23 protein-coding genes are annotated in these 25,321 nt (G+C 63.1%); 8 read left to right on the top strand and 15 right to left on the bottom strand.

Going from position 1 to position 25,321, the window contains the following annotated elements; genetic code table 11:
• From ltnD to HGO38_RS18115, 5 genes are all read right to left on the bottom strand, one after another.
• Positions 1–915, bottom strand: a complete 915-nt coding sequence (ltnD, locus tag HGO38_RS18095; RefSeq protein ID WP_250957311.1) for an L-threonate dehydrogenase — start codon at positions 913–915, stop codon at positions 1–3.
• Positions 915–1,895 (bottom strand): ABC transporter permease, encoded by a 981-nt coding sequence (locus HGO38_RS18100; RefSeq protein WP_250957312.1) that lies wholly within the window; start codon positions 1,893–1,895, stop codon positions 915–917. Before HGO38_RS18100 ends, ltnD begins: the two co-directional genes overlap by 1 nt.
• On the bottom strand, positions 1,892–2,860 hold the full coding sequence (locus tag HGO38_RS18105; RefSeq protein WP_250957313.1) for an ABC transporter permease: 969 nt from the start codon (positions 2,858–2,860) through the stop codon (positions 1,892–1,894). Before HGO38_RS18105 ends, HGO38_RS18100 begins: the two co-directional genes overlap by 4 nt.
• Positions 2,857–4,389, bottom strand: a complete 1,533-nt coding sequence (locus tag HGO38_RS18110; RefSeq protein WP_250957314.1) for a sugar ABC transporter ATP-binding protein — start codon at positions 4,387–4,389, stop codon at positions 2,857–2,859. The genes HGO38_RS18105 and HGO38_RS18110 overlap by 4 nt, the downstream gene beginning before the upstream one ends.
• Positions 4,390–4,451: 62 nt before the next feature.
• Entirely contained in the window at positions 4,452–5,573 is a 1,122-nt protein-coding gene (locus HGO38_RS18115) for a sugar ABC transporter substrate-binding protein (RefSeq protein ID WP_250957315.1), read from the bottom strand.
• A gap of 150 nt (positions 5,574–5,723) precedes the next feature.
• Here HGO38_RS18115 and HGO38_RS18120 point away from each other — a divergent pair, with 150 nt between their 5' ends.
• Genes HGO38_RS18120 through otnC form a run of 3 tightly spaced genes read left to right on the top strand, consistent with a single transcriptional unit; the run spans position 5,724 to position 8,653 of the window.
• Positions 5,724–6,725 carry a LacI family DNA-binding transcriptional regulator gene (locus HGO38_RS18120; RefSeq protein WP_250957316.1) on the top strand — a complete coding sequence of 334 codons (1,002 nt, stop codon included), beginning with the start codon at positions 5,724–5,726 and terminating at the stop codon, positions 6,723–6,725.
• 27 nt (positions 6,726–6,752) lie between these two features.
• Positions 6,753–8,018 carry a 3-oxo-tetronate kinase gene (gene otnK, locus HGO38_RS18125; RefSeq protein ID WP_250957317.1) on the top strand — a complete coding sequence of 422 codons (1,266 nt, stop codon included), beginning with the start codon at positions 6,753–6,755 and terminating at the stop codon, positions 8,016–8,018.
• A complete protein-coding gene (gene otnC / locus HGO38_RS18130) occupies positions 8,015–8,653 on the top strand; it encodes a 3-oxo-tetronate 4-phosphate decarboxylase (RefSeq protein ID WP_250957318.1) in 639 nt (212 codons plus the stop codon). The genes otnK and otnC overlap by 4 nt, the downstream gene beginning before the upstream one ends.
• A gap of 54 nt (positions 8,654–8,707) precedes the next feature.
• Here the strand turns inward: otnC and HGO38_RS18135 are convergent, their stop codons facing one another.
• The 10 genes from HGO38_RS18135 to HGO38_RS18180 all read right to left on the bottom strand — a co-directional run bounded on the left by HGO38_RS18135 (position 8,708) and on the right by HGO38_RS18180 (position 19,382).
• Positions 8,708–9,961 carry a type II toxin-antitoxin system HipA family toxin gene (locus HGO38_RS18135; RefSeq protein ID WP_250957319.1) on the bottom strand — a complete coding sequence of 418 codons (1,254 nt, stop codon included), beginning with the start codon at positions 9,959–9,961 and terminating at the stop codon, positions 8,708–8,710.
• On the bottom strand, positions 9,954–10,262 hold the full coding sequence (locus tag HGO38_RS18140; protein ID WP_250957320.1) for a helix-turn-helix transcriptional regulator: 309 nt from the start codon (positions 10,260–10,262) through the stop codon (positions 9,954–9,956). Before HGO38_RS18140 ends, HGO38_RS18135 begins: the two co-directional genes overlap by 8 nt.
• Before the next feature lie 210 nt (positions 10,263–10,472).
• On the bottom strand, positions 10,473–11,612 hold the full coding sequence (locus HGO38_RS18145) for an NAD(P)/FAD-dependent oxidoreductase (RefSeq protein WP_250957321.1): 1,140 nt from the start codon (positions 11,610–11,612) through the stop codon (positions 10,473–10,475).
• A gap of 24 nt (positions 11,613–11,636) precedes the next feature.
• On the bottom strand, positions 11,637–13,127 hold the full coding sequence (locus tag HGO38_RS18150) for a M81 family metallopeptidase (RefSeq protein WP_250957322.1): 1,491 nt from the start codon (positions 13,125–13,127) through the stop codon (positions 11,637–11,639).
• The gene (locus tag HGO38_RS18155) at positions 13,117–14,109 is read right to left on the bottom strand and encodes an ABC transporter ATP-binding protein (protein ID WP_250957323.1); all 993 of its coding nucleotides are present in this window, start codon (positions 14,107–14,109) and stop codon (positions 13,117–13,119) included. Before HGO38_RS18155 ends, HGO38_RS18150 begins: the two co-directional genes overlap by 11 nt.
• Positions 14,106–15,068, bottom strand: coding sequence for an ABC transporter ATP-binding protein (locus HGO38_RS18160; RefSeq protein ID WP_250957324.1), 963 nt, complete (start codon positions 15,066–15,068; stop codon positions 14,106–14,108). The genes HGO38_RS18155 and HGO38_RS18160 overlap by 4 nt, the downstream gene beginning before the upstream one ends.
• Positions 15,068–15,928: an ABC transporter permease gene (locus HGO38_RS18165; protein WP_250957325.1), complete on the bottom strand. Its 861-nt coding sequence runs from the start codon at positions 15,926–15,928 to the stop codon at positions 15,068–15,070. Before HGO38_RS18165 ends, HGO38_RS18160 begins: the two co-directional genes overlap by 1 nt.
• The gene (locus tag HGO38_RS18170) at positions 15,925–16,854 is read right to left on the bottom strand and encodes an ABC transporter permease (protein WP_250957326.1); all 930 of its coding nucleotides are present in this window, start codon (positions 16,852–16,854) and stop codon (positions 15,925–15,927) included. Before HGO38_RS18170 ends, HGO38_RS18165 begins: the two co-directional genes overlap by 4 nt.
• Before the next feature lie 19 nt (positions 16,855–16,873).
• The gene (locus HGO38_RS18175) at positions 16,874–18,460 is read right to left on the bottom strand and encodes an ABC transporter substrate-binding protein (protein WP_250957327.1); all 1,587 of its coding nucleotides are present in this window, start codon (positions 18,458–18,460) and stop codon (positions 16,874–16,876) included.
• Between the two features lie 52 nt (positions 18,461–18,512).
• Positions 18,513–19,382: a MurR/RpiR family transcriptional regulator gene (locus HGO38_RS18180; RefSeq protein ID WP_250957328.1), complete on the bottom strand. Its 870-nt coding sequence runs from the start codon at positions 19,380–19,382 to the stop codon at positions 18,513–18,515.
• Between the two features lie 406 nt (positions 19,383–19,788).
• Between HGO38_RS18180 and HGO38_RS18185 the strand changes: the two genes are divergently transcribed.
• The 5 genes from HGO38_RS18185 (at position 19,789) to HGO38_RS18205 (ending at position 25,319) form a co-directional block, all read left to right on the top strand.
• Positions 19,789–21,390, top strand: coding sequence for an FAD-binding protein (locus tag HGO38_RS18185; protein WP_250957329.1), 1,602 nt, complete (start codon positions 19,789–19,791; stop codon positions 21,388–21,390).
• Positions 21,391–21,455: 65 nt separating this feature from the next.
• Complete coding sequence (locus HGO38_RS18190; protein WP_250957330.1) at positions 21,456–21,989, top strand: cupin domain-containing protein; 534 nt, start codon at positions 21,456–21,458, stop codon at positions 21,987–21,989.
• 23 nt (positions 21,990–22,012) lie between these two features.
• Positions 22,013–22,786, top strand: a complete 774-nt coding sequence (locus tag HGO38_RS18195) for an aspartate dehydrogenase domain-containing protein (protein WP_250957331.1) — start codon at positions 22,013–22,015, stop codon at positions 22,784–22,786.
• Positions 22,786–23,583 carry an alpha/beta fold hydrolase gene (locus HGO38_RS18200; protein WP_250957332.1) on the top strand — a complete coding sequence of 266 codons (798 nt, stop codon included), beginning with the start codon at positions 22,786–22,788 and terminating at the stop codon, positions 23,581–23,583. The genes HGO38_RS18195 and HGO38_RS18200 overlap by 1 nt, the downstream gene beginning before the upstream one ends.
• Positions 23,580–25,319 (top strand): cobalamin B12-binding domain-containing protein, encoded by a 1,740-nt coding sequence (locus tag HGO38_RS18205; protein WP_250957333.1) that lies wholly within the window; start codon positions 23,580–23,582, stop codon positions 25,317–25,319. Before HGO38_RS18200 ends, HGO38_RS18205 begins: the two co-directional genes overlap by 4 nt.
• Positions 25,320–25,321 lie beyond the last annotated feature (2 nt).

The following is a 25,321-nucleotide window of genomic DNA, read 5'->3' on the forward strand; positions in this document are numbered from 1 at the left end:
TCAGGCGTCCTCGTCCATGCCGGGCAGGGTCAGGCCCGAGACCTGGGCAAGCAGCCGCGCCACCGAACTGTCATCGTCGCGACCCATGCCGGCCCCTTCCGTCATGATAAAAAGCTGCAGCGCGGCGCTGGCGATCGGCAGGGGAAATTTCTGGGCGCGGCCGATATCCGAGACGATGCCGAGATCCTTGGTGAAGATCGACACGGCGCTGTGCGGCGTGTAGTCGCCGGCCACGACATGGGGAATGCGGTTTTCAAACATCCAGCTATTGCCGGCGGACTTGGTGATCACCTCGTAGACCCTTGAAATGTCGAGATCCATGCTCTTGGCAAACGTGATGGCCTCGCAGGCCGCGGCGATGTGAACACCGGCCAGCAGTTGGTTGACGATCTTGAACGAGGAGCCGATGCCCACCGCATCGCCCAGTTCGTAGACGGTCGCGGCCATAGCATCGAGGGCCGGTCGTGCCGCGGCAAAGGTTTCGGCCGGACCGGAGGCCATGACGGTCAACTGGCCGGCCTCGGCCTTGACCGAGCCGCCGCTGATCGGAGCGTCGAGATAGAGCAGACCCTTTTCTGCAGCCCACGCCGCGAAGGCCTTGGCCTGGGCGGGCGCAATGGTCGCCGACGAAATGATCACGGCGCCGGGCTTCATCGCAGCTGCGGCACCATTGTCGCCGAACAGCACGGTTTCCGTCTGGGCGGCATTCACCACCACGACGACGACGATGTCCGCACCAGCGACCGCCGCGGCAGGCGTGGAAAACGGCTTTCCGCCGGCATCCGCCAGGCTGGCAAGCGCCTGCTCGTTGATATCGCAGCCCGACACGGCAAGACCCGCCCGGAGGAGAGACCGGGCCATCCCCAGGCCCATGGAGCCGAGGCCGATGACGGCGAGATGAGAGTGACCGGACATCAGCTGTATTTCCTTTCAAATCTGCGAATCAGCAACATGGACAGTATGATCAGGCCGAAGACAATCTGCCTGAAGGCTTCCGGCATCTGCAACACCGACAGGATAGACGACAGAAGCGTAATGAATAGCGCGCCGACGACCGTGCCGGCATAGCTGCCGCGCCCGCCGAGGATCGAGGTGCCGCCGATCACCACCGCGGTGATGACCGGCAGGAGATAGGCATCGCCCATACCCTGATAGGCCTGGTTGGCATAACCGGCCAGAAGGATGGCGCCGATCGCCGTGAACACGCCCGCCGCAACAAATGTCAACGTGGTGACCAGCCGGACGCGGATGCCGGAGAGATAGACCGCCTTCTCCGAATTGCCTGTCGCAAACAGATAGCGGCCATAGATGCTCCGCGACAGGAGCAGCCAGATCACCACCATGACGGCAACCCAGAACAGGAAGGCGTTGGGCATACCGGCCGTCTTGTCCAGCGCCAGCGACACCGAAAGCGGCGGGGCGATACCCCGTGGCTTGAAGCCGCCGGTAAAGAACACCACCGCCCCCATCAGCATGGAGTTCATCGCAAGCGTCCAGACCATCGATGGCAGGCGCAAAACGGCGACGCCGATGCCGTTGATCAGGCCGATCAAGGCGCCGGTCAACAAGCCGATGGGAATGGCAAGGGCTGCCAGTTCAGGCGACGAGGAACCGCCGACCGTCGTCGTCACGACCGCCACGGCCGTGATGGCCGAGGGCACCGAGAGATCGATATGGCCGAGCAGGATGACCAGCGTTGCCCCGGCGGCGATGACGCCGAGAAAGGCGGCGATCTGCAATTGCTGCAGCAGGTAACCGGGGCTCAGAAACGCCGGATAGATGGCGCCGCCGATGGCCAGCAGCACGATGCAGCCGGCAACAACAACAGGGATGGCCGGATCGGCGAACAGCCGGCCCATCAGGCGCGTCGTGGGGGATGTCGAGGTCTGTGTCATTGGGCAAACAGTTTCAAACGGTTGCGAACACGCAGCAGGCCGAGCGAGCCAAGCGCAATGGCAAGCGCCAGGATCAGGCCTTCGAAAAAGGGCTGGGCGAGCGGCGGCAGCCCGGAGAAGAACATCAGCGCCGCCACGGTCTTCAGCAGCAGCGCACCGACCACCACGCCGACCGGACCGCCAATACCACCGGCCAGCGACACGCCGCCGAGAACGATGGCGGCGATCGAGTTCAGCGTATAGGTCGGGCCGATGCCGGCATCGCCGGTCAGCGTCACCATGGCCACATAGAAGCCGGCCATGCCGGCGCAGAGACCACCCAGCGAATGGGCGGCGATGCGGGTCCTGGTCAGCGAGATGCCCGTCAGTTCGGCGGAATGCTCCGACGATCCAAGGCCATAGAGCGACAGGCCGAAGGCGGTGTAGCGCAGCATGATGGAGAACACGATCACCAGCACCGCGATCAGCACCAGCGACGTCGGCACGACGCCCACCGCATAGGTCAGGGCGTCGGATAGATCGGAATTGACATCGCCGCCAGGGGTCGGCCGCAGGAACAGCGCGATGCCGGAATAGACGGCACCGGTCGCCAGCGTCGCGATGATCGGCGGAATGCGGCCGAGCGTCACGACCAGCCCATTGACGAAACCGCAGGCAAGGCCCGTGGCCAGCACGGCGACCACGCCGAACCAGACCGAGGCTCCCTCGCCCGCCAGAACATAGGAGGCGACGACATTCGACAGCGCCACCATGGCGCCGACCGAAAGATCAATGCCACGCACCAGCACGACGAAGAACTGGGCAAAGGCGGCAAAGACCAGCAGCGCACCCTGGTTGGCCCAGATGGTCACCACATAGGTGGAGAGCCCGCGCGGATGGGTGGCGATGTAGAGGATGAACAATGCCACGAAAGCGGCGGCGGGAATGAGAAAGCGCAGGTTGCGCTGCAGGATCGCCATGGTCATGCCGCTTCTCCCTGATGATGCGACGAGCCGAGGCCCATGGCCGCCGAGATCAGGTTTTCCGGCGTCAGCGTTTCCGCCGAAAGCTCGCGGGCAATGCGGCCCTGGTAGAACACGGCGACACGATCGCACAAATGCACCAGTTCCTCGTAGTCCGTCGACTGGAGGACCACCGCCACGCCGGAGCCGGCCAGGTCGCTCAGCAGCTGGTAGATCTGCGCCTTGGTCTTGACATCGATGCCGCGGGTTGGGTCGAGCAGCAGGATGCAGCGCGGATTGAGCGCCAGCCACTTGGCCAGCAGCACCTTTTGCTGGTTGCCACCCGAGAGCGAGGCGACCGGGTCGCTGAGCTTGCCATAGACCAGATCCATCCGGTGCAGCAGCGCCTCGTAATGAGCCTCGCGCACGTGGTTGTCGGTGTGGAGCAATCCGTCGCGGCCGAGACCCGCCAGGCGCATATTGTCTTCGATCGAGAGGCTTGGGATCATGCCCTCGGTCTTGCGATCCTCGGGAATGAAGGCAATCCCGATCTCCTCCGCCTTGGAGCGGAAGGGCGAGCGGTGGTCATAGGCCTTGCCGGCAATTTCCAGCGAACCGGTGCAGCCCGACAGCGTGCCGAAAACGGCCTCCAGCACCCGCTGCTGGCCCTGCCCTTCCAACCCGCCGAGACCGTAGATCTCGCCAGGACGAACGTCGAAGCTGATATCGTGCAACTCGCCGGCCCAGGACAGGTTGCGCACCGACAGCATCGGCGCAACGTCGGCCGCGATTTCGGGGCGTTTCGCCGGAAACAGCTGCTCCATGGACTGGCCGATCATCAGCGCAACGATGCCTTCATGGTCAATGCTGCCGGCCGGAAAGGTTTTTACATGGCCGCCGTTGCGGAACACCGAGATCCGGTCCGCCAGCGCATGGACCTCGTGGAAACGGTGGGAAATGAACAGGATACACGTGCCTTCGTCGCGCAGGCTCCGGATGACGGAGAACACTTTCTCCACCGCATCGGCCCCCAGCGCCGAGGTCGCCTCGTCGAGGATCAGCAGGCGCGGCTTCTGGTAAAGCGCCTTGGCGATCTCGACCAATTGCCGTTCTGCCAGCGTCAGCTCGTTCACCGGGCTGTCGAGCGCGATACGTTCGGCACCGATCAGGGCGAGGCAAGCGGCGGCTTGCCTGTAGGCGGAGCGGCTGAGCAGGCCGAAACGGCTCTTCGGTCGGCTCAGCACGATATTGTCGCCGACCGTCAGGGCCGGCATCAGGGAAAGTTCCTGAAACATGCAGACGACGCCGTGATCGGCCGCATCGCGGGTTCCGGAAAATCGGACCGGCTTGCCGTCGAGCCGCATCTCGCCGGCACTCGGGGAAATCACGCCGGACAGGAGCTTCATCAGGGTCGATTTGCCCGCGCCGTTTTCGCCGAGAATGGCGTGGATCGTTCCCGCCTCACAGGCAAAATCGACGTCTCGCAGCGCCTTTACGGCACCATAGGTTTTCGATATGCCGCTGAGCGTGATCAGGGGTGTGGTCTGTGTCATGAAAACATCCGGTTTCGACGCGGAACGACGACACAATGCCTCCGTCCCGCGCCGTGGGAGGATCAGGTATTGTCCGGCGTCTGGCCGAGCAGCTCTTCCGGCGTGAAGACCGGGAAGCAATTCGGATAGCCCGTCGTTGTGTAGAAGGTGTCGGGCAGGTTCGGGAAGAAGTCCGTGCCTTCCTTCAGGTCCTCGTTCGGCTTGCTGGGGATCGGCAGGAACACTTTCTGCGGCAGGGCATTGCCTTCCAGCAGCGACACGGCGGCCTCAAGCGCCACGGCCGACATGACCGGCGCCTGGGCGGCGGTGACGCCCGGATACTTGCCTTCGGCGATCAGGCGACGGGTGCCGTTGCCGGCGTCACCACCGAAGGGCACGACCGGATGGCCGGCGTTCTTCATGGCATTGAGCGCGCCGATCGCGCCTTCCTGCACCATGACACCGTCGAAATTGCCGTTGGTGGCGATGGCGTCGGCGGTCACCTTCTGCGCCGTGCCGGCATCCCAGTTGCCGACGACCTGCACGACCTTGAGGCCCGCATGCTTATCGAGGACCGAGCGCATGCCTTCATGGTTGTCGCGGTCGGTGGCGTTGCCCGGCAGGCCGGACACTTCGAGCACGGTGCCTTCGACCTTGCCCTTGGCCTTCTGAATGGCGTCGACCACGGCCTGGGCCTTCATGGCACCCAGTTCGAACTGGTTCTCGTTGATCTGCACGATTGCATCGGTGTCGAGCACGTTGTCGAACGGCACGAGCACGGTGCCGGCCTGTTCGGCGCGCTTGATCACGGCCTTGAAGGCGGTCGGGTTGACGGCGATGAAGCTGATCGCGTCGTAGCCGGCCGCGATGAAATTATCGATTGCCGCAATCTGTGCGGCGCTGTCATTGCCGACGGACACCACGGTGAATTCCGCAAGCTTTGCCTTGTTTTCAGGACGCGCAGCCCAGGCCTTGGCACCCTGGATCGCCGTCACGCGCCAGTCGTTGCCGGCAAAGCCGTTGACGAAGGCGACCTTGTAGGGTCCTTCGCGCTTTTCATACTTGATGACCTTGGCATTGTCCGGCGCCGCGCTGAAGCACTCGGGACGATACGTATCTTCGGCATGCGCGGACACAGTCGACAGTGCCGTAAAGGCGCAAAGCATCGAGGCCATGGCGACCACGGCTTTATTGGATCTTTTCACGGTATTCCTCCCAAAAAAGCGAAAATAACTCCCAAAAGCGCTTATCTCAGCGCTAACATCATTTTCTAAACACATCCTCTAGCCAAGATCAAGCAAAATATGTTAGCGCTGAGATAAGCCATAAACAGCACTGGTCGGGAGGGCCTCAAGATGCAACCGGAGACGCCGACGCTCGCCCATGTGGCGCGCCTGGCCAATGTCAGCGAGAACACGGTTTCGCGTGTGATCCGCAACAAGGGGCCGATAGCGGGCGAAACCCGCAGCCGGGTGATCTCGGCCATCGAGCAACTCGGCTATGTGCCGAACCGCGCGGCGGGATCGCTCGCCTCCTCGTCGTCCCTGATCATCGGAGTCATTCTCCCCTCGTTGTCCAACATCGTGTTTCCGGAGGTGCTCCAAGGCATCCATGCCGCTCTTGCCGACACCTCCTATCAGCCGATGATCGGCGTGACCGACTACGACCTCCTGCAGGAGCAGAAGATCCTGAGCTCCCTGCTGGCCTGGCAGCCCGCCGCCATCATCACCACCGGCTTCGACCACACCGAGACCAGTCTGCGCATGCTGCAGAACAATCGCATCCGCGTCGCCGAACTGATGGATATCGACAACACGCCCATTGATCTGGCGGTCGGACTGTCGCATCGCAAGGCCGGATACGAATCTGCCCGCCACCTTGTCGGCCGGGGCTACCGGCACATCGGCTATGTCGGCCACGACTGGACGGCCGACCGGCGTGCCTTTCTGCGCTATGAGGGCTTTCGCCAGGCGTTGCAGGATGCCGGCCAGAGCATCGTCGCCGAGGCGCGCTGCGCGGGCGGCAGCTCGACCCTTGCCGGCCGCGATACGTTGGCGGATCTGCTGGGACGCAAAACGACCGTCGACGCCATCGTGTTCTCCAACGATGACATGGCTGTCGGCGGCTACATGCATTGTCTCGGCGCGGGTCTTGATGTGCCCGAAGACCTCGCGCTGTTCGGCTTCAACGGCCTCGATATTGGCCAGGCCCTGCCCAAGCCCCTGTCGACCATCCGCTCCAACCGTTTCCTGATTGGCAGAACCGCGGTGGAGACGCTGCTGGCGCAGGCCGAGCGGCCCGCTGAACCACATATTATTGATACCGGCTTCGACATCATCGAAGGCGCGACCGCCTGAAGAATTGACGTGATTGGAGGAATGCCCATGCTGCTGGGAGCAATAGCCGACGACCTGACCGGAGCGACCGACCTCGCGCTGACGCTGTCGCGCGAAGGAATGCGGACGGTCCAGGTGGTGGGCGTGCCACCGGTCGGCTTCGACTACGGCGATGCCGAGGCTGTGGTCCTGGCCCTGAAGTCGCGGACCATCCCCGCCGCCGAAGCAGTCGCGATGTCCCTGCAGGCTCTGGAACGCCTGCAGCAGGTCGGCGCCCGGCAGATCATCTTCAAATATTGCTCGACCTTCGATTCGACCCCCGAAGGCAATATCGGCCCCGTCACGCAAGCCCTGCTGGCATCGCTCGGCGAGGAGCTGACCATCGTCTGCCCGGCCTTTCCCACCAATGGCCGCACCATCTACCGCGGCCACCTGTTCGTTGGCGACATGCCGCTTTCGGAAAGCCCGATGAAGGATCATCCGCTGACGCCGATGACGGATTCCAGCCTGGTGCGGCTGATGCAGGCGCAAACCACGCTTCCCGTCGGCCTGGTCACTCTGGACACCGTCACGCGCGGCCCCCAGGCCATCCGGGAGGCCTTCGCAAAAGCCAAGGCGGCGGGCACGAAAGTGCTCGTCATCGACGCCATCTCGGATGACGATCTGCGTTCGATCGGCGCCGCCGTCGACGATATGAAACTGATCACCGGCGGTTCGGGCATTGCCATCGGCCTGCCGGAGAATTTCCGAAAGCAACAGGAACTCACCCCAAGACAGGGACACGCAGACTTCGACGCACCCGCCGGACGCGCCATCATGCTGGCCGGCTCCTGCTCCAAGGCGACGCGCGGCCAGATCCAGGCGGCGATCGAAGCCGGCACGCCCACGTTCAAGATCGATCCGCTGGCGATCAACGCCGGCACGCTGACGCCCGCCCAGGCCATCGAATGGGCTGACCAGATCACCGGGGCCGTGCCCCTGATCTATTCCAGCGCCGATCCTGAGATCGTCCGTGCCGCGCAGGCCAAGCTCGGCCGCGACCGCGCCGGCGAACTGGTCGAGCATTTCCTGGGATCCGTTGCCACTGCGTTGCGCGACAAGGGTTTCACCCGCTTCCTGGTGGCAGGCGGCGAGACCTCAGGTGCCGTGGTCGGAGCGCTCGGCGTCTCCGCCCTGTTTATCGGCCCCGAGATCGATCCGGGCGTGCCCTGGACCCGTAGCCTGGGCGACGCAAAACCCGTGGCTCTGGCGTTGAAATCCGGCAATTTCGGCGCGGACGATTTCTTCTCAAAGGCCTGGAGGCTGCTGAAATGACCGCCATTCTGTCCGAGGAAACCAGGCTGCGCGACGAGATCGTCGAGGTCGGAAAATCTCTGTTTGATCGCCTGTTCACCTTCGGCTCGACAGGCAATATCAGCGCCCGGCTTTCCAATGGCGACCTGCTGATGACCCCAACCAATGCATCGCTCGGCACGTTGGATCCGGCGCGTCTGTCGACGTTTTCGGCCGAGGGCGTGCATATCGGCGGTGACAAACCGACCAAGGAAGCCTTCCTGCACCAGTGCATGTATTGTGAACGCCAGACTGCCGGCGCTGTCGTACATCTTCATTCCACCCATGCCGTGGCCGTCAGCATTCTCGACGGGCTCAACCCCGACGATCTTCTGCCGCCGCTGACCGCCTACTATGTCATGCGCGTCGGCCGCCTGCCGCTGGTGCCCTATTTTCCACCGGGCGACGCCGCACTGGCCGAGGCGGTCGGGCTGAAAGCGCGAGACAGCCATGCGGTCCTGCTGGCCAATCACGGGCCCGTCGTTGCCGGCAAGACCCTGCGGGAAGCCCAATATGCCACCGAGGAGCTTGAAGAAACAGCCAAACTTTTCCTGATGTTGAGGGGCAGCGCGATCCGGCCATTGACGGAAGCGCAGGCCAGCGCGCTCAGGTCATAGGACAGCCAAGGACAGACCTGGGAAAAGACCGAAGTGACCGCCACTGCGTTCCTGCTAATCGGCGCAGGTTCCAAGTATCGGCACCATCAGGCTGACATGCGTGTCGATCCGCTCGAGCACCTTCTCCGGGATTGTATTGCGTTCCGGTAGTGTCCACCAATGCTGATTGACGAGTTCAACAACATTGACGACCGCCTTGAGCACGGCGGCTTCCGGCAACCGCGCACGATGGGCAAAAGCTTTCCATCGTGGCGCGCCCAGCGCCTTGAACGAACGCTCTCCGGCAAGCGACAGGGCCATGGTGTCTGCCGGGAGATAGGGAACGGTCGAGAGCATGTCATAGACCGGCGCCAGCGCCGGCTTGTTGCCAGCATCCGGGTAGATCACCGACCAATTCTTGAGATGCATGTCACCATTGCCGGTGATGACCCCCAGGGCCAGCCGGCGCACGAATTCGAGCGCAGCAGCAGAGGATATGGCCACGCCCAAGGCAGCGGCTATATCATGATAGGTGGCGCCTTCGTATTTCCTTGAGGGATAGATCCCGAACACCTGGGCGAAATCCTCGATATGGATGCGCTCGCCACCAGCGCCGCGATCGAAGCGCTTGACGAGCAGAACCTTGCCATCCGACAGCGTGTTGAATTCCTCCGGAATTCCTGCAAATTCGGATTGATCCACAAGTTCACGTTCGGGCACGTCCGTGCCGATCGCTGCCGCCAGAGCGAGGTTGGCATACTCGTTTTCCGAAACACCAGGAAAGGATGTCGACGGGAACTTGGCGATGTACGAACCGAGCTCATCCCCAAGCGGCAGTGTCAGCCCGCCACCCTTGCCGGTGTTCTTGATGACAGAGAGCTTCATCTGCACGCCTGCAAGCGAAAACCGGGCCTTCGGTTTGGATTTTGATCCATCATCGACAACGGCGATCGTCCCGTCGCTCGGGACGACACGGACGGCACCTGGCAGATCCGACCCGAGCGCAGCCAGCAGATCGAAATCATTTCCTGCCCGCACGCTGTCTGCGTGGTGTTTCTCCATCGCCTCGCGTAACTTATCCTCGGGAAGCAGGTTGGCAAAGAATGCCGGCAAAGCCCTGGAAACAGGCTTGGGATCCTTGCGCAATCCGCCCGTGGCGGCTCGAAAAGAAAGGCTGAGAACAGGAAACCCACCCGTCGCCCGATAGGCTTCGTCCAAACTGAACGCGTTGAAATCGCCAGGCGTCCTGACCATCGTGCCGACCTTTAGATCGTTCAACAGCACGTCAAGCGACGTAATGCTTTTGGGACTATGAAGCCTCTCAACCATCCGTGTCCCCTTCGGGACTGGAGACAAAGGCGGGCAAATCATCGTCCGCATGGGGGCGCAGCAGCGCCTCTACTGCGGGGACCATCGACTGCGGGATCAGCATGAGCTCCAGCCCGAGCGCTCGTGCGATATTGATCAAGGTTGTGGCACGTGCCGCGGCGCTCCCCGTCTCGATATCGCGGTAGCGGGGACGCGATAGTCCCGCCATGTCGGCCACCTGCTCCTGGGTCATTGCCAAGGCGATCCGCGCCTCCTTCAGAAGACGGCCGATTTCGAGCAAAGCGCTGGACTCAGATTTCATGGGGATATCTATACGTATCATTTTAGATTTCTTTGATCCGTATAGATATCATTCCTCAATTTTTCGTCAAGGAAAAGAAACGAAGACGGATCATTCATGTCAAAATGATATGTTTGCGTATCTTCTCCACTTTCCTCTCACCCTCGGCGCCGGGTCATACGGGCAGCAGATCATTGAGCACGGCTGCCGACGCAGTGTGGTCTCGCCCCTTTAGGTATCTGGTCGCGCGAGGAGGCGGGCCGGTGAGAACAAGGTCGGCTGCAGGCCGAGTCTCGCGAGCCGCGCCGGCGGAGCGCCGTCCAGAAACAGGCCTGCTGCCCATTCGGACAGTGCCGGCGAGGTCAGGATGCCGCTGCCACCCTGGCCGGCCAGCCAGAAAAAACCCGGGTCCCGGCTGTCGAAGCCGACCACCTGGTGTTTGTCCGGCGCAAAGGAACGCAAGCCCGCCCATTTGTGCGAAATGGTCCTGATCGGAAGCGTTGTCGACTGTTCGAGGAAATGCGCGGCATAGGCGACATCAAGATCCTCGGGCTGCGCGTCGCAGGGATCGCTGGGCGTCGCATCGGCCGGCGATACCATCAGCTTTCCGGCTTCCGGCTTGAAATAGAAGCTCTCGTCCAGTTCGTTGACGCCCGGCATGCGGGCCAGATCGTATTCGGCCGGCACATCGACGGTAATCGCCGTGCGGCGATGCGGCACGATACCAAGCGGACCAAGGCCCGCCATTGCAGCCAGCCGGTCGGCCCAGGCGCCCGCAGTATTGACGATCGTTCGGGCAAGGACCGGACCTTGCGGCGTGTCGAGCCGGTAGATACCGTTCTCCCGGACAACGGCCGAGACCGGATGGCCGGTGCGGAGATCGGCGCCATTGCGCCTGGCGATCCGCAGATATCCCTGCAGGATGCTCTCGACCTCCATGTCCCAGCAGGCGGGATCGTAGAAGGCGCCGGCCATGTAGTCGCGCCGCAGGAACGGCACCATGTCCATTGCTTCGTCGAGCGACAGCATCCGGGTGTCGGGCGAGGTCTGCCGCACCTCCTGAAAGGCAGCGTCCAGTTGCGGCAGGCGATCGCCTGTCGCGATCACCAGATTGCCACGCGGGGTCAGGAGCGGCACATCGGCAAAACCGGCGGGTGGAGCGGCCAGGAAGTCAAAGGACGCATCGGCCAGGAGGCCGGTGGTTTCGTTCTGGAACTGCCGCGAAAATTCCGCCGCCGACCGTCCGGTCGAATGATAGCCGACCTGCGCTTCCGCCTCGAGCAGCACGAGCGACCGGCGCCCGGCCACCCGATAGGCAAAGGATGCGCCGGCGATGCCGCCTCCCACGACGGCAACGTCGAAAATCTCCATGGTCTTCTCCTCCGGCGCCGGTTTTCAGCGCGCAATGTCCCTGTCGAGCGGAAAGATCGGCCGCGTGATCTTCTTGTAGGGCAGTCGGGCATAGTCGAGCGTGCAGAGCGCGCCGCTGTCGCAGACTACCACCTTGCTGGCGATCGGCTCAAAGGCGGCGCGGAAATGCTGCATGGATTTGAGGCCGACGACGCGCTTCTTCGCCGGATCGATGCCGAAGGCGCGGAACTGCTGCAGGTCGAGCATCTGCAGCGGCACGCTGGTCACCAACACCTCGATGCCGTCGACCACCAGCACCACACTGGTGCCAAAACTCTGCTCAAGGCCGCCGACCATCGGACCATCGCCAACGAAATGTCCGTTGCTGACCAGTAGGATCGTGCCGGTTACGCTCAGCGGTTCGCCGCCGAAGCGCGGATCGGTCTTGCCGCCGATGGCGATGGTCACGGTTGCCCCTTCTCCCTTGGCAGCGAGTTCTGCGGCAGCCTCGGGATCGACCATCGGGCCGAAGGCGGCATCATCGACGCCGGCGTCGAGCATGGCCTTCAAGAGATTGGTGGAATCTCCGTAGGAACCGCCGCCCGGATTGTCGGCATAGTCGGCGATGATCAGCGGACCGTTCGACTTCGGATAGGTGCGGGCCATCTCCGCCACGGTTTCCACTGGGTGGAAGATATTCATCACCTCGTGGCGCTTGGCCCAGATATCGTCGGCCAGGGTTTCGGCAAAGGCCTGGTGGCGGGTCGGATCGCCGTTATAAGTGACGAGCACGGTCGGGCCGACTTCGGCAATATCGGCTTCCGGAAAGGCGCCGTTGATGCTGACGGCCAGAGCGCCCGGCTCGCTTGCCTCATAGGCGCGAGCCTTGGCAATGCGCTCGACCATGGCGCCGATATCGGTGCGTCCGCCGTTGGCCTCTTCGAGCATGGGCAGTTGGATGCGCAGCGTCTTCGGCGAGATCTCGCCCTTCATGGTCCGGTCGAGCAACGTGCCGGCATGATAGGCCGTCTCGCGCAGGTCGATATGCGGGTAGGTCTTGTAGGACACCAGGATCTGCGCCAGCGCGCACATGCGCTTCGTCACATTGGCATGCAGGTCGAGCGTCACGGCGATCGGCAGATACGGACCGACGATCGTGCGTAGGCGCTCCAGCAGTTCGCCTTCGCCGTCGTCGGTGTGTTCGGCGACCATGGCGCCATGCAGGCAGAGCAGGATGCCATCGAATGTCTCTGTATTGACCGCCTCGATGATCTTGCCGGCGAGAAACTCATAGGCTTCCACCGTGACCGGCCCGGACGGCTCGGTCCAGGCGCTCACCGAATGGCGCATGTCCCAGCCGAATTCCTTCTGGCACTGGAGGGCACCGGCCAGCCCGGTGTTCGACTGGCTGCGTTTGGCGATCGCCTCGTCGCCGACCATCAGGGTTTCGCGCTGGAACTCGGGAAGGCCGGTCTTTCGAATGCTGAACGTATTGGATTCATGCATGAATTCGGCAGTCAGGACTTTAAACGGCATTCTCGGTCTCCGGTATGATGGGCGCCGTCCCCTTGACGTGGCATGCCACGGCGTGCGGTCCGGCAAGGGATGTCAGATGAGGCAATTGGCTATGGCAGCGATCCTCGACGAGCGGACAGCGGCTGGCAAAGGCGCAGCCTTTCGGCTCGTCGTAGCCGCTTGGAATTTCTCCGCGGATGCGCGGAATGTCGCGGCGGTGGTGCGGGTCGGGCACGAAGGCGCTGTCGAGCAGGGCGATCGTGTAGGGATGGGTGGGCGTTGATCCCCGCGGCAGAACCTCAACAATACGGCCGAGATACATCACCAGAATGCGGTCGCAGAAATACTGCACCAGCGCCAGGTCATGGGAGATAAAGATATAGGTGAGATCGAGCCGGTCGCGCAGGTCCTGCAGCAGGCCGATGACCTGCGCCTGGATCGACACGTCGAGCGAAGCCGTCGGCTCGTCGAGCACCACCAATGATGGTGAGAGGGCCAGCGCCCGGGCAATGCCGACGCGCTGCTTCTGCCCGCCGGACAGCTGATGCTGGTAGCTATCGGCAAGATTTCCCGGCAGCGAGACCATGGCGAGAAGTTCCGCCACTTTCGCGTCCCGCTCGGTCCGGCTCATGGCAATGCCCTGCACATCGAAGGGTTCGAGCAAGGCGTCGCGGATCGACTGGCGCGGATCGATCGAGGAATAGGGATCCTGAAAGACCATCTGGAAACGGCGCCGCAATCGGGCGAGCGTGGCCCCCTTGAGCGGTCGGATATCCTGGCCGTCGAAGAGGATTTCACCGGCGCTCGGCTCGATCAGCCGGGAAACCAGACGCGCCAGGGTGGACTTGCCGCAGCCGGATTCTCCGACGACGCCGAGGATTTCGCCGCGTCTCAGATCGAAGGACACGTCGGTGACGGCGCGGAAGCGCCGTTTCCTGGCAAACAGGTCGCCGCCGCTGGAAAAGACGCGGGATAGCGCGCGAATAGACAGGAGCGGCGTCATGCGCGATCCTCCTCGGCCAGGAAGCAGGCCACGGAGCGTCCGGCCTCGATCACGCTCGGCGGGCTGGACGTGCGACAGATGTCGATGGCCAGCGGACAGCGTGGATTGTAGCGGCAGCCGTCCGGCATGGCGCTGGCCGACGGCACCATGCCGGGAATGCCGGCGAGGCTGCGCGGCGTCATGCCGGGCTGTGGAATGCAGCCGATCAGCGCGCCGGTGTAGGGGTGGCGCGGCGCATCGAAAATGGCATTGACCTCGCCGTATTCGACGACCTTGCCGCAATACATTACCGCCACATCGTCGCAGATCTGGGCGACCACGCCCATGTCGTGGGTGATCAGGATCAGCCCCAGGCCTTTCTCCCGCACGAGTTCCGACAGAAGCGCGATGATCTGCGCCTGGACGGTCACATCAAGCGCCGTCGTCGGCTCATCGGCAATCAGCAGATCGGGGTCACCGGCCAGCGCCATGGCAATGACGATCCGCTGGCGAAGGCCGCCGGAGAGCTGGTGCGGAACGAGATGGTAGGTCACATCAGGCGACGGGATGCGCATGCGCGCCATCAGGCCGATGGTCTTCTCCTTCGCTGCCTTGCGGTCGAGGTTCAGATGCAGTTCGGCCACCTGGTCGACCTGGCGGCCGACGCGCATCACCGGATCGAGCGAGGTCATCGGGTTCTGGGTGATGAGCGCGATGCGCCCGCCGCGCAGGTTGCGATAAGCCGTCTCGCTGATGCCGGTCAGGTCGGTGCCGTCGAAGAGGACGCGTCCGGAGGTGATGCGGCCGCCCATCAGCGGCAAAAGCCCCATGACGCTCATGGCGGTCATCGACTTGCCGGAGCCGGATTCGCCGACCAGGCCCAGGATACGGCCGCGCTCGACGGCAAGATCGACGCCCGCCAACGGCTCCAGCGGGCCGAAACCGATATGCAATTGTTCGACTTTGAGCAGGGGTGCCATCAGCTTCTCATCCTCGCCTTGACGTCAAGGGACTTCAGCACGCCCTGACCGAACAGATTGATGAAGATCACCGAAGCGGCGACGAAGATGCCGGGCCAGAGAATGACCCAGGGGGCGTTGAAGAGCTGGGCCGAACCCGTGCTCATCATGCCGCCCCAGCTTGGCACCGGCGGTTGCGCGCCCATGCCGAAGAAGCCGAGCGTCGCCTCGAGCAGGATGGCGTTGCCGGTCGACAGCATGGCGACGACGACGACGGGGGCGATCGCATTGGGCAAGAGCCGGCGCATCATGATGTGCAGCGGACCGGCGCCCATGCTGCGGCTGGCCTCGACGAAGGTCTGGCGCTTCAGCGTGATGATCTGCGTACGGGTCAGGCGGGTGAACTGGGCGAGATAGGCAATGGCGATCGCCAGCACCGTGCTGCCTGATCCCGGCCCCAGGATAGCGACGATCAGCAGGGCCAGCAGGATTTCCGGAAAGCACCAGGTGAGGTCTACCGCCGACATCATCATCCGGTCGAAGCGGCCGCCGATATAACCGCAGACCGCGCCGATCATGATACCACCGACCAGGGAGAGCGTAATCGAGACGACCGAAACGGAGAGCGATGTTCGCGCGCCATAGATGACGCGCGACAGCATGTCCCGGCCGAATTCATCCGTGCCGAACCAGTGCGCCGCAGAGGGCGCCTGGTTGGCGATCGACAGGTTCTGAGCGTCATAGGCATAGGGCGAAATCCACGGCGCAGCGATCGCCGCGATAGCCAGCAGGACGAGGGCCACGCCCGACAGGGCAGCGCCCGGTGTCGGAGCAAGCGTAGCAAGCCGCGACAGGGTGGAGATGTGCGTGTTCGAACTCATGCGGCCGCTTCCTCTCGCTGGCGCGGATCCATCGCGGCCTGCAGAAGGTCGCCGAGCAAGGTACCCAGCATGACCGCAATGGCGAGGAACAGCAGACAGCCCTGGATCAGCGGATAATCACGCTGGCCCAGCGCCCGGATCAGCAGCGACCCAAGTCCCGGCCGGGCAAAGACGTATTCGACCGTCACCGAGCCGCCGACGATCAGGCCGATACGCAGGCTGAGAATGGTGATGACGGGAACCAGCGCATGGCGCAGCACATGGGCGATCTGGATGCGAAACCGCGACAGGCCCTTGGCATGCAGCAGCAGGACAAAATCCTCGCGGGCCGTCTCGATCATCGCCACGCGGGTCACCTGCGCGACCAGCGCCATGCCGCCAAGCCCGACGGTCAGCACAGGCAGGATCAGCGAGGTCCAGTGGCGCGCGCCGGACACCGGGACCCAGCCGAGCTGCACGGCAAACAGCATGATCATCAAGAGGCCGAGCCAGAAGGTCGGAACGGTGGAGCCGAGCAGGGAGACACCCATCAGGGCGTGATCGACGACACGGTCGCGGAAGGTGGCGGCGAGCGCACCGGCCAGAATGCCGAACACCGCCGAGAAAGCGAGCGCCAGACTGCCGAGCGCCAGGCTCGGCCCGAGATTGGCCAGGATCAGGTCGGCCACGGGGCGGCGCATGACGATCGCCGTCCCGAGGTCGCCTTGCGCGACATTGCCGAGCCAGGTGAGATATTGTTCGATCAGGCTGCGATCCAGTCCGTAGCGGGCGATAATCGCCGCCCGCTGGTCGGGAGAGGAGCCGGTCCGGATCAGGTTGTCGACCGGATCGCCCGGTACGAGATGGACGATCAGGAAGACCACGCCGGAGACGACGAAGAAGACCGGTATCATCGCCAGAAGGCGTCTGAGCGCATAACCCATCATGTCCGTCGTCCCCGCACCATCATTCCTTGACGTCGATGTCGAGGACGCTCTGCGCGGAGAATTGCGGCCCGTTGATCTTGGCCGGCACGGTGACGCGGTCCTTGTTGTAGGCCAGCGTCTGGACCGGTTCGTAGATCGGAGCGAAGGGCACCTGGCTCAGCACATACTCATGATAGGTAATGAAGTTGGCGATGCGCTCTTCCGGGGTCTTGGAACCGGTCAGCGCCTTGACGCGCAACTCGTCGGCCTTGGGATCCTTCCACATCGAAACGTTCGGGTAGCCCAGACGCTCGCCGGAGAAGAACCAGTCGAGAATGTCGGCATTGTTCCAGCCGTAGCTGCGAATGGCGAGCTGCTGGGTGCCCTTCTTGTATTCGGCGCGGATCGAGCTGGTATCGAAGACGGTAATCTCGGCATTGATGCCGACCGCCTTCAGCTGCGCCTGGATGACTTCCGTCAGTCGCTTGAATTCGGTGTCGCTCTGGGTCCACAGCGTGACCGTCAGCGGCTTGCCGTCCTTGGAGCGGCTTCCATCGGCGCCGGCCTTCCAGCCCGCTTCTTCCAGCAGGGCCTTGGCCTGTTCGGGGTCGTAGGAAATGTCGAACTTCGGATCGACCTTGGATTCCGGCAGCGAGGCGATCAGGAAGTTGTGGGCGGCAAGACCCTTGCCGCCAAACAGCTTGTCGAGGATTTCCTGCTGGTTAACGGCAAGCGCCGTGGCCTTGCGAACCTTGAGGTCCGTGAAGGGTTCGACCGTCGTGTTGATCGGCATGTAGAATGTCCCGAAGCCGGGCATGCTCTGCACGGTGGCGTTCTCCAGCGTCGCATATTGCGGCAGGATATCGCTTGGAACGTCGAGAACGGCATCAACGCCGCCGGTCTTCAGCTCGAGGAAGCTGGTCGAGGAATCGGCGATTTCGCGAAGCGTCAGGCGATCGATCTTGGCCGGCCCCTTGTTTGCAGAGGCAGCACTGCCCCAAGTATAATCATCATTGCGCACGAGAACGGATTCGACGCCGGTGGTGAAGCTTTCCAGCTTGAAGGGACCAGTGCCGACGGCCACCGTCACACCGTAATTGGCACCTTCGGCATCAAAGGCTTTCGGGCTCGGGACACCCATGAAGGCGCTCGACAGGTTGTAGAGCAGGTTGGCGTCCGGATGCTTCATCAGGAAACGCACGGTCAGGTCGTCGACCACCTCGACCTTGTCGATGCCACCGACCAGATATTCATTCTCGGTGCCGGCGAATTTCGGGATCCACCAGGCAATCGTCTTGGCGTTGAAGGGTTCACCGTCATGAAACTTGACGCCGTCCTTCAGATGGAAGGTCCAGGTCATGCCGTCCGGTGTGGATTCCCAGCTGGTGGCCAGATGCGGATAATAACCCTGGTCGGCGCCCTGAACGACAAGCCGATCGTAGATCAGCGCGTCGGCGAGCGTCATCAAGGTGCCGCGGATCGGGTCGTGGTTGGCAGCGCCCGCTTCCGAAGACGGCAGCACGAAGACGGCTTCCGCCGCCATGAGCGCCGATGCCGGCATCACGCCGCCACAGGCGAACGTCAGCGCCACCATCGTGCCTTTGAAGTCCCATTTCATGTTGGTCATCGTCTGCGTTCCCCTTTTTTAGCTTTGCATGACGGGTGGAAAGTTGGTTCTGTCAGTCTTCCAGGGTGCCTCCGGCATAGCCCGTGAAGGTCTTGTAGCAACTGACCATCTGCCCGAGCCGATCCTCGACCTCGGCGCCCAGCTCGCCGAACACGCCGTTCACGGCGAGCTGCACCAGCGACACCAGCGGGCTGAGCGAATCCCAGAACTGGTTGAGCGCGGTCGGCACGGCAAAGACTTCGCTGGAGACGGATGGCGCCCAGTCGCAATAGGTGTCGGTCAGGATGGTGACGGCAATGCCCCGCGCATGGGCCGCCTCGGCCAATTGCTTGCTCTGGCGCGAATAGCGCCGGGTATCGATCACCACCAGCATGATGCCGGCCGGGTCGGTCAGCAGCACATCGACAAAATTGCCGGCCGCCAGATCGACGATATGGACTTCGTCGCGCAGATACTGGAGCTGATGGGCCATTACGGCGGCGACGCCGCGTTCCGTCTGGAAACCGGCGCAATAGACCTTGCGTGCCGTGCTGAGACGAGAAATGAAGCGGGCGAATTCCGGCGTCTGGGCCAGTTCGTAGACCCGGACAAGAGCGCCGATCTCCATCTCGAGGCCGGTTGCCAGCTGGTCGTTGCCGGACCGGGACCGGGCGGCAAAATCCTTCAGCCGATCGCCGACCAGCCAGGGGCTGTCACCGAAATCGTCCTTCAGATCGGCCTTCAGTTCCTTGAAATGCGTATAGCCGATCGAGCGGCAGAAACGCCCGACGGTCATCTCGCCGACGCCGACCTTGGCCGCGATGCTGGCCGCCGTCTCAAACGGCAGTTCGCTCAGGTTCGACAGCATATAGGTGGCGATGGCACGGCCCGCCGCCGTCGAATTCCCAAGGCTGTCGAGCAGGCGTTCCTTGACCGTCGCCATCATGGCTCCATGCTGGTATGGTATATTTATATCTCTGATGGTAATTGGTATATATTTATATCACGACGTCAATAGCCCCTGTTCAACAAAGTCTCGAGGTGTTCCCTGGCGAAGCCGGAATTGGCCTATGCAGGGAGCCGCCTCCCCGTTTGGAATAGACCGACCTCACCAGGACGTCGGCACGGGATCGAAAATGAGATAAACCAGCGGGAGGTCACCAAGCCTTTTGAGCAACGCTCGTCGAGACTGTCGCCGACCGCCTTTCGGGATCGCTGACAAGCGGAGTTCCGGCGGCTCCCACCAAAAAATCTATCGGGGCCACTGAACTGCCAAAAGTGTCGACACATTGGTAGACAGACGAGTTTTTCCTGATCTATAGTGGTCTCAATCAGACGAGGGGATCGGCATGGACGAATTTGATGTCATCGTTATCGGAACAGGATCGGCAGCATGTTCGGCGGCGCTGCGGGCTGCCAAAGGCGGTCTTCGCGTCCTGGCGATCGAAAAAAGTGCCAAGCTCGGCGGCACCTCGGCAATGTCGGGATCCGGCGTGTGGATCCCGGCAAACCATATCGCGGCAGCGGAGGGTGTGTCCGACAGCAAGCAGGAAGCACTCGACTACCTGAGGGCCGTGCAGCCGCCCGACTGGGCCGATAAGGAAGGCGCCCGTCATCGTGCCTTTGTCCAGAACGCGCCGACGATGCTGAAGTTCTTGTCCGACAACACGCCGATCGATTTTCGACTGATTGACGAGCCGGATCCGTATGTCGAAGCATCCGGGGGCAAGAAATACGGGCGCATGCTGTCACCCATGCCGCTGAGCCGGCGGCTGGTCGGCAAATATGCCGGCAAGATGCGGCGCTCCACCCTTCCGCATCTCTTCACCTATCAGGAAAACGTCAATCTCGACCTCTATCACCGCCCATTTCACGCCATCTTCAAGACGTGGCCGAAGCTGGTCTGGCGCTGGCTGAACAATGCCGGCGCACAGGGCACGGCGCTGATGACCGGCCTCATCAAGGGTTGCCTGGACGCTGGCGTAGAGTTCCGTCTTGAGACCCGGGCTCTAGGCCTGGTGCAGGACGATAGCGGCCGCATTGTCGGCGTCGAGGTCGAAAGCAAGGCGCGTCGCGAGACCATTACCGCGCGCCGGGGCGTGGTGATTGCCTCCGGCGGTTTCGAATGGAACAAGGAGATGCGGGAACGCCATTTCCCCGGGCCACTCGACCGCATCGGCACGCCGATGAGCAATGAGGGCGATGGCCAGATCATGGCGGAAGCCGTCGGCGCCCATCTCGACAATATGGATCAGGCCAATGTCTATGTCTGCCTTCCGACTCGCTACGAGGGCAAGCGCTATGGCCTGCCGATCAACTTCCTCTATGAGCCGCATTCCATTGTCGTGAACCGCGCCGCGAAGCGTTTCGTCAGCGAGGCCCATTTCAATATCGGCGAGGCGCTCGATGCCCGCGATGAGACTGGCGCGCCGGTCAACCTACCATGCTATCTGGTCGGCGACCATCGCTTCCTGCAATCCTCCTTCCCCTTCCGCTGGTATGCCTCATACGAACCGGACTGGGTGAAGAAGGCCGATACGATCGACGAACTTGCCGCCAAACTCGGACTTCCGGCAAAGGAACTCCAGGAATCGGTCGACCGCTGGAATTCCTTTTGCGCCAAAGGCAAGGACGAGGATTTTCATCGTGGCGAACCGGCCTGGGAGCGCAAGAAGGACGGCGGCAATGTCCGTCTCTACCCAATCGACAAACCGCCTTATGTCGGACTTTCGGTCAACCGCTCGATCATCGGCACCAAAGGCGGCGCACGCACCAACGAATTTGCCCAGGTGCTGCGTGCGGACGGGTCCATCATCCCAGGCCTTTACGCCGCGGGTCTGGCAATGGCCAATCCGATCGGCACGCGGGCCGTCGGTGCGGGAACGACACTTGGCCCGAACCTGACCTGGGGGTTCATCTCGGCCGAAACGATCCTCAGGCAGAACCTTTAGAACGACCAACCAAACATTCCGAAATGCCGCAGGCTGCTGCCGCGCAACAAGGAGAGGGAACGACAATGGAAGACGCCACCAAATCCGCCATCCCCGCCGGCGTTCACGTCTCCGGTCCGAATGAGCGGGAGAGTTACTGGCAGCCGGTGCCCGCCAACGGGTATGTGGATGTGGCGCTGGCGCCGCATATCGTGCCCATGGAATCCCCGTTCGGCATGGGAACCCAGTCCTTGGCGCCAGGGGGCTATGTGCGCGAACACACCCATGACCGCAACGAGGAAGCCGTCTACATAATCGAGGGCCATGGTCGGGCGGTGATCGACGGGAAGGAATTTCCACTCGTGCCGGACACCGCGATCTTCCTCCCCAAAAATGTCCGCCACATGTTCATCAATGACGGCGACACTAAGCTGCGCTGGGTCTGGCTGATCGTGCCGAACGGCCTTGAGGACTTCTTCCGCCAGATCGGCAAGCCGCGCAAGCCCGGCGATCGCGTTCCGTCCAATTTCCCTCGTCCGGAAAACGTGCTTGAAATCGAGCGTCAGACGGTTTTCGGCGCGGACCTGAAAGACAAGTTCGATCCCCTGAAGCAGATCTGACCGCCATGGCCTGCGACGAACCCGTGACTGTAGGATTAATCGGCTTCGGCGCACTGGCCCGTCAGGTCGTGGCAGCGCTCGACACACAGCCGATCCAATGGGTCGTCCTGCTTCGCGAAGGATCTTCGGCAATGCCGCCGGCCCCAGCCAAGATCGTGACGGCCCTCGACCGGCTGATCGCCGAGCGCCCGCAACTGGTCATCGAGGCGGCCGGTCAGTCGAGCGTCGGCGCCTTTGTGCCGACCATCCTGCGGGCCGGCATCCCGGTTGTCGTGGCGTCCGTCGGGGCGCTGGCCGACGGGGAGACGGCGCGTGCCATTCACGATGCACGAAAGCTGTCCGGAGCTCGGCTTGTCATCCCCTCCGGCGCGATCGGCGGTCTCGATTATCTGGCGGCTGTGTCAGCGCTTCCCGACGCGAAGATCAGTTACAGACTGAGAAAACCCTTGGCCGCCTGGCAGGACGAACTCGCAGCGCTCGGCTTGTCCGAGACGACAGAGCCGGTCATCTTGTTCGAGGGCAGCCCGGCGGAAGCGGCAAAGCTCTACCCCAAGAATACCAATGCCGCCTTTACCGCGGGCATCGTCGCCTATCCGGCGCAGCTTTCGGTGGCGGTCATTGCCGATCCCAGCCTTGCCTCCAACGTCCATGAGATCGAGGTCAGCAGTGCCGCCGGGCAGGCCCTGTTCCGGTTCGCCAATGCGCCGTCGCCCGATAACCCCAAGACATCCGCCGTCACCGCCCTCAGTCTGGCCGCCGTGGTACGGGACCTTCTAGAGAAGGGAAGGAAGCCCTAGTGCCCTATTTCGTCGCCCCCGATGGCTGCCGCATCTATTCCGAGACGTTCGGGGAATGCGGCCCGCGAATACTGCTCATTCCGGGACTGGGCGGCGATGGCCGCTTCTGGAGCGGCGTGATCGACGAGCTTCGAGGGGCTTTCCGGCTGACCGTCGTCGATCACCGGGGCGCCGGCCGCAGCGACCGGCCCGACGGGCCCTATTCCATCGGCCAGATTTCGGCAGACTGCGCCGCGATCGCGGCGCTGCACAGCGACCCCTTTCACGTCGTCGGGCATTCGACCGGCGGCGCGATCACCCAGACCCTTGCGCTCGACCATCCGGAGATCGGCCTGAGCTACACGATCAGCAGTTCATGGGCGCGCGCCGACGCACGCTTCCACACGCTGTTTCGCGCCCGAGCGGACCTTCTGGAGGCAGGCCTTGCTGAGGCCTACCAGCGCCTGACCCATGTCTTCGGTCACGAAGCCGCCTTTCTGGATGAGCATGCGGAACGCCTGGAGGCTGCCGTCAACGCAGCGCCTGGCGCATTGGCTCCCCTCGCCGTCACGGCCGCACGCGTGCGCATGCTGCTGGACCACGACCGGCTGGATGACCTCAGACAGATCGATCGTCCCGTTCACGTCATTGCCGCCGACGCCGACATATTGACCCCACCCTATCTCTCTGAGGCCATCGCGGCGGCCGTGCCCGGCTCCATCATGACCATGCTGACCGGTGCGCACTTCCATCCAAAAGACCGGCCCCGGCAATTCGCCACATCCATCCGCCAGTTCATCGAAACCGTCGCGATATGACCAAAACTGCCGCCCGCTCCTTGATCGATCCACGGATGACCGCCGGTCGCGGCCTGTTACAGGCCGGCCGCGACATGGCACGCCTCTGGCGCCTCGGGTCCTGCCTGTTCCTGTCCGAGAAGGGCGTCGGTTCAGAAGCGGAGTGGAAAACACGCTGCGCTGCCGAAGGGCGGGTGATGCAGCACGCCCATATCGGTTTTCGCGACGTCAACCGGACGATCGAGGCCATCCGGTCCGTCCATGCGGCCTGCGCCAAGTCCGGCTTTGCCGTCGATCGCTTCGGCATCACGCTGGACTGGTCAATGGGCTATCCGGAAGCCATGCGGGCAAAGGCTTCGCGCGGAACGGGGATCGTGCTGAGCGGCCCGGAGGATTTCGCCCGCATCACCAATGCCGCCCCGGCCGCCGCCCATTTCGGCGACTTCATGCTCGGCCTTCCAGGAGCGGTCGAAAACACGCGCGCGGCGATTGCCGCAGGTGCGACGGCGATCGGCAATCTCGGTCAATATTTCACCTTCCGGCTGCCCTACTGGGACGACGACGTCGCGACCACGGAGGCGACCGTCACCGCGCTCGGCCTGATTGCCGCGCAGGACGAGACGATCCTCGTGCATTCCAATCTCGACGACGGCTTTGCCGGCCTGTTCATCGACATGGCCTGCGCGCTCGGCATGGTGGTCATCGAGAAATACATCGTCGAAGACCTGATCGGTGCCCGCGTCTCCCATTGTTATGGCCACCATTTCAGCGACCCGCTGTCGCGCGCTGCCTTCCATGCCGGCCTCGTTCAGATCAATGACACGCCCGGCACGATGATCTTCGGCAATACGGTGGCCTATCAGTCGACCCCGGCCGGAAATTACGCCAGCCTTTCGAGCTATCTGACGGCAGATATCCTGGCGCTGGGGCGATGGCCTTCGGGCCATGCCGTCAACCCCGTGCCGGTCACCGAAAACCAGCGCATTCCGGATGTCGACGAGATCATCGACGCCCAGACCTTCGCCCATCGCCTTGCCTACCATGCTCCCTTCTACGGGCCGATCCTGGACTGGCCAAAGATCGAGGCGATGGCGGATAGGCTTGTCGAAGGGGGCCGCCGTTTTGCGGCAGCGGTGCTGGCTGGGCTTGCGGATCGCGATGTCGACACGGATGACCCCGCCGCGCTGATGCTGGCGATCCGCCGAATGGGGCCGAAACGCATGGAAGCGCTGTTCGGACCGGGCGCCGAGACGCCGCGCGGACGGCAGCCGCTCATCCATGCCGAGTGGGCGCGCGAACTCAATCACAAGGCTGCCGACTGGGTCGGACGCCAGGCCCCCCTGGATGCGCCCAGAAGGCCGCTGGTTTGTATCGGCACGACAGATGTCCATGAGCACGGCAAATATCTGGTCGAACAAGCCCTGGAGGGACTGGGCGCCGCCATCGTTGATGCCGGCGTCGCCGTCGATCCGGAGACCCTGGTGCGGTGTGCCATGGATGCGGGCGCGGACGTCATCGCCATCAGCACCTATAACGGCGTGGCGCTGTCCTATGCCAAGGCCGTCAAGGCGGTCATGGCGTCTCACGGCCTCGACCTGCCAATCCTGGTGGGCGGCCGCCTGAACGAAATACCGACGGATTCCAATTCCGGTCTGCCGGTCGATGTCAGGTCCGATCTCGCGGCCGCGGGGTGTTTTCCCTGTGCAGACCTGGACGAGATGCTGGCCGCCCTGCGCACCACCCTCCCGTCCGCCTGACG

The organism is Rhizobium sp. CG5 (genome assembly GCF_023701945.1).
Classification (GTDB): domain Bacteria; phylum Pseudomonadota; class Alphaproteobacteria; order Rhizobiales; family Rhizobiaceae; genus Allorhizobium.

What these genes read in the sequence shown, in the direction of transcription:
- HGO38_RS18145 (WP_250957321.1), bottom strand. Translation starts at nt 11,612, where the DNA reads ATGGAGATTTTCGACGTTGCCGTCGTGGGAGGCGGCATCGCCGGCGCA.
- HGO38_RS18135 (WP_250957319.1), bottom strand. Translation starts at nt 9,961, where the DNA reads ATGGTTGAGAGGCTTCATAGTCCCAAAAGCATTACGTCGCTTGACGTG.
- HGO38_RS18105 (WP_250957313.1), bottom strand. Translation starts at nt 2,860, where the DNA reads ATGACCATGGCGATCCTGCAGCGCAACCTGCGCTTTCTCATTCCCGCC.
- otnC (WP_250957318.1), top strand. Translation starts at nt 8,015, where the DNA reads ATGACCGCCATTCTGTCCGAGGAAACCAGGCTGCGCGACGAGATCGTC.
- HGO38_RS18165 (WP_250957325.1), bottom strand. Translation starts at nt 15,928, where the DNA reads ATGAGTTCGAACACGCACATCTCCACCCTGTCGCGGCTTGCTACGCTT.
- HGO38_RS18185 (WP_250957329.1), top strand. Translation starts at nt 19,789, where the DNA reads ATGGACGAATTTGATGTCATCGTTATCGGAACAGGATCGGCAGCATGT.
- HGO38_RS18120 (WP_250957316.1), top strand. Translation starts at nt 5,724, where the DNA reads ATGCAACCGGAGACGCCGACGCTCGCCCATGTGGCGCGCCTGGCCAAT.
- HGO38_RS18190 (WP_250957330.1), top strand. Translation starts at nt 21,456, where the DNA reads ATGGAAGACGCCACCAAATCCGCCATCCCCGCCGGCGTTCACGTCTCC.
- HGO38_RS18160 (WP_250957324.1), bottom strand. Translation starts at nt 15,068, where the DNA reads ATGGCACCCCTGCTCAAAGTCGAACAATTGCATATCGGTTTCGGCCCG.
- HGO38_RS18155 (WP_250957323.1), bottom strand. Translation starts at nt 14,109, where the DNA reads ATGACGCCGCTCCTGTCTATTCGCGCGCTATCCCGCGTCTTTTCCAGC.
- HGO38_RS18180 (WP_250957328.1), bottom strand. Translation starts at nt 19,382, where the DNA reads ATGGCGACGGTCAAGGAACGCCTGCTCGACAGCCTTGGGAATTCGACG.
- HGO38_RS18205 (WP_250957333.1), top strand. Translation starts at nt 23,580, where the DNA reads ATGACCAAAACTGCCGCCCGCTCCTTGATCGATCCACGGATGACCGCC.
- HGO38_RS18140 (WP_250957320.1), bottom strand. Translation starts at nt 10,262, where the DNA reads ATGAAATCTGAGTCCAGCGCTTTGCTCGAAATCGGCCGTCTTCTGAAG.
- HGO38_RS18170 (WP_250957326.1), bottom strand. Translation starts at nt 16,854, where the DNA reads ATGATGGGTTATGCGCTCAGACGCCTTCTGGCGATGATACCGGTCTTC.
- HGO38_RS18175 (WP_250957327.1), bottom strand. Translation starts at nt 18,460, where the DNA reads ATGACCAACATGAAATGGGACTTCAAAGGCACGATGGTGGCGCTGACG.
- otnK (WP_250957317.1), top strand. Translation starts at nt 6,753, where the DNA reads ATGCTGCTGGGAGCAATAGCCGACGACCTGACCGGAGCGACCGACCTC.
- ltnD (WP_250957311.1), bottom strand. Translation starts at nt 915, where the DNA reads ATGTCCGGTCACTCTCATCTCGCCGTCATCGGCCTCGGCTCCATGGGC.
- HGO38_RS18150 (WP_250957322.1), bottom strand. Translation starts at nt 13,127, where the DNA reads ATGCCGTTTAAAGTCCTGACTGCCGAATTCATGCATGAATCCAATACG.
- HGO38_RS18100 (WP_250957312.1), bottom strand. Translation starts at nt 1,895, where the DNA reads ATGACACAGACCTCGACATCCCCCACGACGCGCCTGATGGGCCGGCTG.
- HGO38_RS18110 (WP_250957314.1), bottom strand. Translation starts at nt 4,389, where the DNA reads ATGACACAGACCACACCCCTGATCACGCTCAGCGGCATATCGAAAACC.